Origin of the sequence: Actinomadura sp. GC306 (assembly GCF_004348665.1) — a bacterium.
Lineage (GTDB): Bacteria > Actinomycetota > Actinomycetes > Streptosporangiales > Streptosporangiaceae > Spirillospora.
Window position 1 is genome coordinate 1 of record NZ_SMKM01000243.1, and the last position, 10103, is coordinate 10103.

General features: G+C 71.0%; 9 protein-coding genes. 4 read left to right on the forward strand and 5 right to left on the reverse strand.

The features are described from left to right. Window positions 1-145: 145 nt before the first annotated feature. Window positions 146-1681, forward strand: a complete 1536-nt coding sequence (locus E1200_RS26230; RefSeq protein ID WP_243708840.1) for a DHA2 family efflux MFS transporter permease subunit — start codon at window positions 146-148, stop codon at window positions 1679-1681. A 76-nt stretch (window positions 1682-1757) separates the two neighbouring features. Here E1200_RS26230 and E1200_RS26235 read toward each other — a convergent pair whose 3' ends face one another. Further along, window positions 1758-3290: an acyl-CoA synthetase gene (locus E1200_RS26235; RefSeq protein WP_131954743.1), complete on the reverse strand. Its 1533-nt coding sequence runs from the start codon at window positions 3288-3290 to the stop codon at window positions 1758-1760. A 73-nt stretch (window positions 3291-3363) separates the two neighbouring features. Next, entirely contained in the window at window positions 3364-3594 is a 231-nt protein-coding gene (locus tag E1200_RS26240; protein WP_131954744.1) for a DUF397 domain-containing protein, read from the reverse strand. A 197-nt stretch (window positions 3595-3791) separates the two neighbouring features. Between E1200_RS26240 and E1200_RS26245 the strand changes: the two genes are divergently transcribed. Then, complete coding sequence (locus E1200_RS26245) at window positions 3792-4466, forward strand: ATP-binding protein (protein ID WP_131954745.1); 675 nt, start codon at window positions 3792-3794, stop codon at window positions 4464-4466. Here the strand turns inward: E1200_RS26245 and E1200_RS26250 are convergent. Further along, on the reverse strand, window positions 4399-5832 hold the full coding sequence (locus E1200_RS26250; protein WP_131954746.1) for a trehalose-6-phosphate synthase: 1434 nt from the start codon (window positions 5830-5832) through the stop codon (window positions 4399-4401). The two genes, E1200_RS26245 and E1200_RS26250, sit on opposite strands and share 68 nt — an antisense overlap. A 332-nt stretch (window positions 5833-6164) precedes the next feature. On the opposite strand from E1200_RS26250, the gene E1200_RS26255 reads away from it, so the two are divergent. Together E1200_RS26255 and E1200_RS26260 are read left to right on the forward strand one after the other, a co-directional pair. Continuing rightward, window positions 6165-6626: a MarR family transcriptional regulator gene (locus E1200_RS26255; RefSeq protein WP_131954747.1), complete on the forward strand. Its 462-nt coding sequence runs from the start codon at window positions 6165-6167 to the stop codon at window positions 6624-6626. A gap of 25 nt (window positions 6627-6651) precedes the next feature. Beyond that, window positions 6652-7776, forward strand: a complete 1125-nt coding sequence (locus E1200_RS26260) for an FAD-binding protein (RefSeq protein ID WP_131954748.1) — start codon at window positions 6652-6654, stop codon at window positions 7774-7776. A 49-nt stretch (window positions 7777-7825) separates the two neighbouring features. Here the strand turns inward: E1200_RS26260 and fdhA are convergent, their stop codons facing one another. Together fdhA and E1200_RS26270 are read right to left on the reverse strand one after the other, a co-directional pair. Continuing rightward, on the reverse strand, window positions 7826-9040 hold the full coding sequence (gene fdhA / locus E1200_RS26265) for a formaldehyde dehydrogenase, glutathione-independent (RefSeq protein ID WP_207933551.1): 1215 nt from the start codon (window positions 9038-9040) through the stop codon (window positions 7826-7828). 129 nt (window positions 9041-9169) lie between these two features. Next, window positions 9170-9919 (reverse strand): DedA family protein, encoded by a 750-nt coding sequence (locus tag E1200_RS26270; protein ID WP_131954750.1) that lies wholly within the window; start codon window positions 9917-9919, stop codon window positions 9170-9172. Window positions 9920-10103 lie beyond the last annotated feature (184 nt).

The following is a 10103-nucleotide window of genomic DNA, read 5'->3' on the forward strand; positions in this document are numbered from 1 at the left end:
GGGGTGGGCGGAATACTCCCGGAAGTCGCGAGAGTTTATCGTTCGCGGAAGTGTCAGTGGCTGCAGTATTTTGCGGCGGTACCCCTGAGACGTGACCACCTGGACCCCGCATGTCCGCATGCGGGGCCTGACGATTGGATGTGAGTTGACCGCTCCCGCATCTCCCAAGATGGCGGACGGCCCCCAGGAGGAGCCCGACGCAGGCGGAGGTCTAGACCGCGGCGTGCTGGCGGTGGCCGGGGTCGTCGTCCTCGGCGCGATCATGTCGATCCTGGACGTGACCGTCGTCAACGTCGCCATCAACGACCTGGCCAGGGAGTTCAACAGCCCCCTTGCGACGATCCAGTGGGTCGCGACGGGTTACACCCTGGCGCTGGCCACGGTGATCCCGATCACCGGGTGGGCCTGTGCGAGGTTCGGCACCAAGCGGCTGTACATGATCTCGCTGGTGCTGTTCGTGCTCGGCTCGACGCTCGCGGGGTTCGCGTGGTCGGCCGAGTCCTTGATCCTATTCCGGGTCCTGCAGGGCCTGGGCGGCGGCATGATCATGCCGGCGGGCATGACGATCATGACCCAGGCGGCGGGGCCGCAGCGGGTCGGCCAGGTGATGAGCATCATCGGCGTTCCGATGCTGCTCGGCCCGATCAGCGGCCCGATCCTCGGCGGCTGGCTGGTCGACGACGTGTCGTGGCGGTGGATCTTCTTCATCAACCTGCCCATCGGCATCATCGCGCTGCTGCTGGCCGGCCGTATCCTCAAGGCGGACGAGCCGCAGCCCGCCGAGCGGCTCGACTTCATCGGGCTGCTGCTGCTGTCGCCCGGCCTGGCGTCGCTGATCTACGGTGTCGCGCGGGGCGCCGAGGAGCGCGACTTCATGCTGACCGAACCGCTCGTGTTCACCGCGGTCGGCGCCGTGCTGGTGATCGGGTTCGTGTTCCGGGCGCTGTCCGCGCGGAACCCGCTGATCGACCTGCGGCTGCTGAAGCGCCGGTCGGTGGCGGCGGCGTCCGGGACGATGGTGCTGTTCTCGATCGCGTTCATGGGCGCGATGCTGCTGCTGCCGCTGTACTTCCAGACGGTGCGGGGCGAGGGCGCGATGAGCGCCGGCCTGCTGCTGGCCCCGCAGGGGCTCGGCGCGATGGTCACGATGCCGATCGGCGGGAAGCTCACCGACCGGATCGGGCCGGGACGGGTCGTGCTGGTCGGCATGGCGGTCGTGGTGGCGTCGGTGGCGGCCTTCGCGGCGGTCATGGGGGCGGACACGTCCTACTGGACGCTCGGCGCCGTGCTGTTCGTCATGGGTCTCGGCATGGGCATGACGATGATGCCGACCATGGCCGCGGCCATCCAGACCCTCGTGCACGACGAGGTCCCGCGCGCCAGCACGATGCTGAACATCATCCAGCAGGTGTCGGCGTCCATCGGCACCGCGATGATGTCGGTGCTGCTGGCCCGCCAGCTGTCGGCCAGGCTCGGCGGCGGGTCCGGCGGGGAGATCGGCTCCACCGAGGAGGTGCCGCCGCAGGTCATGGAGAAGATCGCCGGGCCGATGGCGGACGCGTTCCAGCACACCTACTGGTACGCGGTCGGGCTGATCGCCCTGGCGTTCCTGCCGGCGCTGCTGCTGCCGCGCAGGAGGCCCGAGCTGCGGAGCGTGGACACGCCGATGCCGATGCACTGAGCGTGCCTCTGGCGCAGTGAAGGCCCCGGCCGGGATCCGAGTGACCCGGCCGGGGCCTTCGCCGTTCAGGGCCTTCTCAGGCCGTCGCGGGACGGTCCGCCCAGTACTCGTCCTTCAGCAGCCGCTTGTAGAGCTTGCCGGTCGGGTGCCGGGGCAGCTCCGGGCGGAAGTCGATCGAGCGCGGGCACTTGTAGTGCGCGAGCTGGTCGCGGCAGTACGCGATGAGCTCGGCCTCCAGCTCGGGACCGGCCTGGTCCATCGCCAGCGGCTGCACGACCGCCTTCACCGCCTCGCCCATCTCGGCGTCCGGCACGCCGAAGACGGCGACGTCGGCGACCTTGGGGTGGACGGCGAGGACGTTCTCGGCCTCCTGCGGGTAGATGTTCACCCCCCCGCTGATGATCATGTAGGCGCGGCGGTCGGTGAGGTAGATGAAGCCGTCCTCGTCGACATACCCCACGTCGCCGAGGGTGCTCCAGCCGCGGCCCTTCGGGTCCCTGGACGCGGCCGTCTTGGCGTCGTCGTCGTGGTACTCGAACTGCGGGCCGTTGCCGAAGTACAGCGTCCCGGGCTCACCGGGCGGCAGCTCGTTGCCGTCGTCGTCGACGACGTGGACCTCGCCCAGGACGCACCGTCCCACGGTGCCCTTGTGGGCCATCCAGTCCTCGGAGTTGGTGTAGACGAAGCAGTTGCCCTCCGTCCCCGCGTAGTACTCGTGCAGGATCGGCCCCCACCACTCGATCATCTGCTCCTTGATCGGGATGGGGATGGGCGCGGCGGCGTGGACGGCCGCGCGCAGGCTCGACACGTCGTAGCGGGCGCGGGTCTCCTCCGGGAGCTTCAGCATCCGGATGAACATGGTCGGCACCCACTGGCTGTGGGTCACGCCGTACTTCTCGATGGCCGCGAGCGCGGCCTCGGGGTCGAACTTCTCCATGACCACGACCGTCGCGCCGAAGCGGTGCATGGTGATGCAGTAGCGCAGCGGTGCCGCGTGGTAGAGCGGCGCCGGCGACAGGTAGACCGAGTCGGCGTCGGGCTGGAAGAGCAGCGAGATCAGCTGGTAGAGCGGGCCCCCCTCGCCCATGGGCGCCTTGGAGAGGGCCGGTTTCACCCCCTTGGGGCGGCCCGTCGTCCCCGACGAGTAGAGCATGTCCACGCCTTCGCACTCGTTCTCGATGGGCGTGGGGGGATGCTCGGCCACGCGCTCCTCATAGGAGTCGTAGCCCGGTGCGGTGCCGCCGAGCATGAGGCGCAGCGGCACCTCCGGCGGGGACTTGGCTGCGGTCTCCATCGACGCGGTGGTGATGAACGCCTTGGCCCCGCAGTTGCCGACGATGTAGGCGAGCTCTTCCTGCTGGAGCCGCGTGCTGATGGCGGTGTAGTAGAGCCCCGACCGCTGTGCCGCCCAGGCTATGGCCAGGTACAGCGGATGGTTCTCCAGCATGAAGGCGATGTGGTCCCCCGGGCGCAGCCCCTCCGCGTGGAGCAGCTGCGCGAGCCGGTTGGACTCCTCGTTGAGTTCCCGAAAGGTGATGACCCGCCCGGAGCCCGCCATCACGACGGCGGGCTTGTCGGGCGACTGTCCGGCGATCTGCCCCAGATGCATGGCCGCACGCTACCGGGCCGGACGGCGGAATGGAATCCCGTTCGGTTTGTCCGCGGGCGGCCATCCCGGCACGTCAGACGAGCATGTGGTCGAAATCTCCGTCCTTGGCCCCTCCCACGAACGCCTCCACCTCCTCGCGCGTGTAGACGAGCACCGCTCCCTCGGGGTCACGGGAGTTGCGCACGGCGATCTCCCCGCTGGGGAGTTCGGCCATCTCGACGCAGTTCCCCGACGGGTTGCTGCGCCGGCTCTTCTGCCAGACGAGCCTGCTGCGCCAGACGTCCGACATCGCTTGGCCGTCCATCGTTGCCCCCTCTAGGCGTCTCCAGCCTTCCTGCCGGAAGGCCGCGATCTCGCCCCACCCCACACAAATGGTACGAGATGCACGTGCATTCGTTCTTGCATTCGTTCATGCAGACGGTCTTGCATCTGCACGGCTTGGGGAGCAAGATAGCGAACGCTCGCCGGTGACCGTCCCCGCACGCCTCTGAGGTTCAGACCATGACCGTTGACCAGGCAGACCAAGTCGCAGCTCCCACCGCCATGGGAGGCGGCCGGCCGCGTCACGGCGCGGCCCTTCACCCCTGGCCGGACGCCCACAGGGCGCCGCACGGCCCGCACGGGCCGGCGACCGGCTCCGCGGCCGGTCCGGCCGTCGAGCCCGGCCTCGCCGGGCTATGGCCCACGCCGCACACGGGCACGCCGCGCACGGCGCGGCGCGTGTTCCCCGCGGAGATCACGACCCCGCGCTCCGCGCGCGAGTTCACCCAGGCCACGCTGGGCGAATGGGGGCTGGACACGGGGATCGAGGACGTCGTCGTCGCGGTGTCCGAGCTCGCCACCAACGCCCTGCGGCACGGCATGGAGGGGCTCCCCCAGCCGCTGCCGCTGTGCCCCATCCAGCTCGTGCTGATCGCGCACCCGCGGCGGCTCGTCGTCTCGGTGACCGACCCGAGCGGGCGCCCGCCCGAGCCGCTGGCGAGCGACCCGGACCGGTTCGTCGAGGGCGGCCGCGGCCTGCTCGTCGTCGGCGCGGTCAGCGACGCGTGGGGCTGGGCGCGGCTCGCCACCGGCGGCAAGGCCGTCTGGGCGGCCTTCGACCTGCGGGTCAGCCCTCCGCGGACACGGGAGCAGGACGCACCTGGACGGAGCGCTCCGGACGCTCCAGCTCACTGAGGAAGGTGTGCGCCCAGCGGTCCACGTCGTTCTCGATCACGCGGCGGCGCATCACGCGCATCCGCCGCGCCTGATCGGCGGGCTCGGCCGCGAGGGCGGACAGCAGCGTCTGCTTCAGCCCGTCGATGTCGTAGGGGTTGACCTGGAACGCGCCCCGCTTGAGCTCGGCCGCGGCGCCGGTGAACTCGCTGAGCACGAGGGCGCCGCGCAGGTCCTTGCGGCACGCCACGTACTCCTTGGCGACCAGGTTCATCCCGTCCCGGAGCGGGGTCACGACCATGACGTCCGCCGCCAGGTAGAGCGCGGTCAGCTCGGGACGGTCGTACGAGCTGTGCATATAGTGAATGACCGGAAAGCCGAGCTCGCCGTACTCGCCGTTGATCCGGCCGACCTGCTGCTCGATCTCCTCGCGGAGCAGCTGGTACTGCTCGACGCGCTCCCGGCTCGGCGTGGCGATCTGCACGAACACGGCCTGCCCCGGCTTGAGGTGGCCGTCCTCGAACAGCTCGCCGAACGCCTGCAGCCGCTGCGTGATGCCCTTGGTGTAGTCGAGGCGGTCGACGCCGAGCAGGACGGTCGCGTCGCCGAGGTCGTTGCGGATCTCCTGCGCCCGCTCCTGCACCTCCGGGCGCCCCACGAGGTCGTCGAGCTCGCCCACGTCCACCGAGATCGGGAACGCGCGCGCCCGCACGACACGGTCGTCCCAGAAGACGTCCTGCTTGACGTAGCGGGCCTCCAGGAGACGCCGGCACAGCCGCACGAAGTTGGCCGCCGCGCCCGGGAGCTGGAAGCCGACGAGGTCGGCGCCGAGGAGGCCCTCCAGGATCTGCCGCCGCCACGGCAGCTGCCAGAACAGCTCCAGCGGCGGGAACGGGATGTGCAGGAAGAACCCGATCCGCAGGTCGGGCCGCAGTTCGCGCAGCATCCGCGGGACGAGCTGGAGCTGGTAGTCCTGCACCCAGACGATCGCGCCCTCGGACGCGACCTCGGCCGCCGCCTCCGCGAACCGCCTGTTCACGCGGACGTAGGCGTCCCACATCGCGCGGTCGTAGACGGGCGGGGCGACGACGTCGTGGTAGAGCGGCCAGAGCGTCGCGTTCGAGAAGCCCTCGTAGTAGAGCTCGACCTCCTCCGCGGACTGCGCGATGGGGTGGAGCGACATGCCGTCCTCCTCGAACGGCTCCAGCTCCTCGTCGGGGGCACCGGTCCAGCCGATCCAGGTGCCCTTCCTGCTCCGCATCACCGGGGCGATGGCGCTGACCAGCCCGCCTGGGCTGCGCCGCCAGCGCGGGACACCGTCCGCTCCGACCTTCCGGTCGACCGGAAGGCGGTTGGCCACCACAACGAACTCACTACCGCGCGACACCTGCGACCCGCCTCTCAAGGAACTCTCAGCGATCACTCATGCCCAGAAACGGTCATCAGGAACATCTTGTCACTTCGACGGTAAGGCGCGAGGTCCCGCAAAGGGAGATGTCAGGCGGCCGGGCGACCCCTCCCGGGGTTTGGAGCGGGCCACATTCCTTTCCCGCCAGGTGACCGATGTTTACCCGCCAGTCACATCGGCCACCTGGGCGGACAAAGTGTGATCCAGATCACATCGACCCGGCCGGCACCGGCGGGACACCTGCCGGAATGATTCAAAATCCGAGCATCTAGAAGATTCGGGCCCGCTTTCACGCCAACTAGAATCACCGTATGAGCGATGCGGGCGAGCCCCTGGAAGCGCGCGAACTGCGCGCCTGGATGGCGTTCCTGGCCGCGGGCCATCTGGTCGACCAGGAGGTCGAGCGGCAGCTCAAGCGGGACGGCGGGCTCTCCCACCCCGAGTTCGAGGTGCTGGTGAAGCTGCACGGCGCGGCGGGCGGCCGGATGCGCATGTCGGACCTCGCCCGCGAGGTGATGGTGTCGAAGAGCCGCCTCACCTACCAGGTCACCCAGTTGGAGCGGGCCGGGTTCGTGAAGCGGACCGGCTGCGAGTCGGACCGCCGCTCGATCTGGGCGGAGCTGACCGGCGAGGGCGCCGCCGCGCTCGCCGCGGTCCGGCCGGGGCACCGGCGCGTCGTCCGCGAGGCCCTGATCGAGGTGCTGACGCCCGCGGAGATCGACATGCTCGGCGACGCGCTCGGCCGCGTGGCCGCCCGCCTGCGCGACCGCTGACCGCCTCGTGCGGGATGCTGGGGCCATGCTCGATGCCGGCGGGCCCGCCCGCAGCGGACGCGACTTCGGCGGGATCGTGGAGTGCGCGCCCCTCCGCGTAGTGCGGCCGGCGTCGGCGGAGGAGGTCGCGGACGCCGTCCGCACGGCCGCCGCGCAGGGCGCCGAGGTGGTGCCGCGCGGCATGGGGCACTCGACATACGGCCAGTCGCTGACCCGCGGCGTGTCCCTAGACATGCGCGGCCTCACCGGCGTGGAGGTCGGGCAAGGGCAGGCGGTGGCCGCGGCCGGCGCCACGTGGCGGGAGGTCCTCGCGGCCACCCTGCCGCTCGGCCTGACCCCGCCCGTCCTGACCGACCACCTCGACATGACGGTCGGGGGGACGCTCTCCGCGGGCGGGGTCGGCGGGACGTCGCACGTCCACGGCACGCAGGCCGACAACGTCCGCGCGCTGGACGTCGTCGTGGACGGCGAGCCCGTGACCTGCTCCCCCGCCGTCCGGCCCGCGCTGTTCGACGCCGTCCGCGGCGGCCTCGGCCGGCACGGTGTCATCACCGCGGCAACGCTGCGGCTCGTCCCCGCGTCCGAGCGGGTGCTGAGCTGCACCATCCCGTGCCGGGACGCCGCCGATGTGCTCCGCGTCCAGCGCGAGACGCGGGCCGACCACATATCGGCCCAGGTGAAACCCGTCGAGACCGGCTGGGCGTACGAGGTGAAGGCCGTCCTGTACGGGGACGGCCACGAGCCTCCTGCCGGCACCTCGGAGACCGAGGAACTGCCCTATGCCGCCTTCTGCGACCGCATGCGCCCGGACGTGGAGAAGCTGATCGCGCTCGGCGAGTGGGCGCGCCCGCATCCCTGGGGGATGGTCTTCCTGCCCATGTCCCGCGCCGCCGCCGTGATCGAGGCGACGCTCGCGGCCATGACCCCCGGCGACCTCGGCCTCAGCGGCGTCATCCTGATCAAGGCGCTGCGGATCGGGCGGGTACCGATGCCGGCCGCGCCGGACGCCCCCGTCCTGTTCAGCGTGCTGCGGACGGCATCGCCCGGCTGCGCGTCCGTACCGGAGATGCTCGCCGCCAACCGCGCGCTCCTCGCCCTGGCCCGCGCCGAGGGCGGCACCCGGTACGCCGTCGATTCGGTTCCGGAGTGACGCCCCCGGCCCCGCCCTGCCGGTCACGGCGGACGGGATCGGGCAGGGGTCAGGCCGCGGCGCCCACCGCGCCGTGGGGGTCGAGGATGTACTTCGTCGCCGCGCCCCGGTCGAACTCGGCGTAGCCCTCGGGCGCCTGGTCGAGCGGGATCGCCTGGGCGTTGACGTTGCGCGCGATGCTGACCCGGTCGTACAGGATCGCCATCATCAGCTGCCGGTTGTACCGCATCACCGGGCACTGGCCGGTGACGAAGTAGTGCGACTTGGCCCAGCCGAGGCCGAACCGCAGCCCGAGCTGGCCCGCCTTGGCCCGCTCCTCCGGCGCGCCCGGGTCGTCGGTGACGTACAGCCCGGGGATGCCGAGCCCGCCGGCGGCGCGGGTGATGTCCATCATCGTGTTGAGGACGGTCGCGGGCTGCTCCCCGGCCGACCCCTCCGGGCCGTGGCCGCGCGCCTCGAAGCCGACGCAGTCGACCGCCGCGTCCACCTCCGGGACGCCGAGGATCTGCTCGATCTGCTCGGGCACGTTCTCGTGCCGGGACAGGTCGATCGTCTCGCAGCCGAAGCGCCGCGCCTGCTCCAGCCGCTGCGGGTTCATGTCGCCGACGATGACGACGGCGGCGCCGAGCAGCAGGCAGGCGGTGGCGCAGGCGAGCCCGACCGGGCCCGCGCCCGCCACGTAGACGGTGGAGCCCGTCGTGACGCCCGCGGTGTAGGCGCCGTGGTAGCCGGTGGGGAGGATGTCCGACAGCATCGCCAGGTCGGGCAGCTTCGCCAGCACCGTGTCGCGGTCGCCGGGGAACTTCAGCAGGTTGAAGTCGGCGTACGGGACGACCGCGTACCGGGCCTGGCCGCCGTGCCAGCCGCCCATGTCGACGTACCCGTACGCCGCGCCGGGGCGGTCCCGGTTGACGTTCTCGCACACACCGGTGTGGCGCTCCTTGCAGTTGCGGCAGCGGCCGCAGGCGATGTTGAACGGGACGCTGACGAGATCGCCCTTCTTGACGAACTCGACGTCCCGGCCGAGTTCGATCACCTCGCCGGTGATCTCGTGGCCGAGCGTCTGCCCGACGGGGGCGGTCGTCCGGCCGCGCACCATGTGCTGGTCGGACCCGCAGATGTTGGTGGCCAGGACCTTCAGGATGACGCCGTGCTGCAGCTTGCGGCCGTCCTGTTCGGCCAGTTCGAGCTTCGGGTAGTCCAGGTCCTCGACCGTGACCTTGCCCTGCCCCTGGTAGACGACGCCTCGGTTGGTGTCCGCCACGACCTCTCCCTCCACATTGAGGTTTCGGCTCGCCGGCGCCCTGGACGACGGAACGCTCTCATCGCCCCGCCCCTCGGACGGCACGGGTGCCGCGACCGTACGCCCGGACGTATACCCGATCCATACCTCTTAGTCCGTTTCGACGGAATCGCTTCGGGAGCCGGGTACCGCAGCAGGTGCCGGGTGTTCGTCGTCGTCGGCCGACGGCTCGTCCGCGCGCTCGCGCCGGCGTCGCCGGGCCCTGCGGACGCGTACCGCGACGAACACCGCCACGGCGAGGACGAGCGCCGCCACCACGCCCTTGGAGTACATGCCCATGTACTGCTCGACCGTCTGCCAGTTGTCGCCGAGCAGGTATCCGGCCAGGACGAACACCGTGTTCCACAGGGCGCTGCCGAGCGTCGTGTAGAGCAGGAACTGCGTCAGCCGCATGTGCTCCACCCCGGCCGGGACGGAGATCAGGCTGCGGAAGACCGGGACCATCCGGCCGAAGAACACCGCCTTGGTGCCGTGCCGGGCGAACCACGCCTCCGTGCGGTCCAGGTCGTCGAGCTTGAGCAGCGGCATCCGGTCCACGAGGTGGCGGACCCGCTCCCGCCCGACGGCTCCCCCGATCCAGTAGAGGACGAGTGCGCCGGCGACGCTCCCGAACGTCGTCCACAGGAGGGCGCCGGCGAGGCTCATCCCGCCCTGCGCGGCCGTGAACCCGGCCAGCGGGAGGATCAGTTCACTCGGCAGCGGCGGGAAGAGGTTCTCCAGCGCGACCGCCAGTCCCGCACCGGGCGCGCCGAGCTTCTCCATCATGTCGGTCAGCCACCCGGCGACGCCCCCCTCGGGTCCGCCCCCGGACGCCGCCGCCGGATACGTCGTTATGATCATGTCCGCAACGCTAGAAATCGGCCCGTCCTCGTCACCATGGAGTTGACCGTCTACCCCGGCGGTGGCGTTCCACACCCCGGCCCTGCGGAGAACCGCACCTTCGCGGAGGCCATGATGGGCAAAGATCCGATCCGCCGGGGCCTCCGGGCCTAGGCTTGTAAGCCCCCGCTTCCCCCCCCCCCTG

What these genes read in the sequence shown, in the direction of transcription:
- E1200_RS26235 (WP_131954743.1), bottom strand. Translation starts at nt 3,290, where the DNA reads ATGCATCTGGGGCAGATCGCCGGACAGTCGCCCGACAAGCCCGCCGTC.
- E1200_RS26240 (WP_131954744.1), bottom strand. Translation starts at nt 3,594, where the DNA reads ATGGACGGCCAAGCGATGTCGGACGTCTGGCGCAGCAGGCTCGTCTGG.
- E1200_RS26245 (WP_131954745.1), top strand. Translation starts at nt 3,792, where the DNA reads ATGACCGTTGACCAGGCAGACCAAGTCGCAGCTCCCACCGCCATGGGA.
- E1200_RS26255 (WP_131954747.1), top strand. Translation starts at nt 6,165, where the DNA reads ATGAGCGATGCGGGCGAGCCCCTGGAAGCGCGCGAACTGCGCGCCTGG.
- E1200_RS26260 (WP_131954748.1), top strand. Translation starts at nt 6,652, where the DNA reads ATGCTCGATGCCGGCGGGCCCGCCCGCAGCGGACGCGACTTCGGCGGG.
- E1200_RS26270 (WP_131954750.1), bottom strand. Translation starts at nt 9,919, where the DNA reads ATGATCATAACGACGTATCCGGCGGCGGCGTCCGGGGGCGGACCCGAG.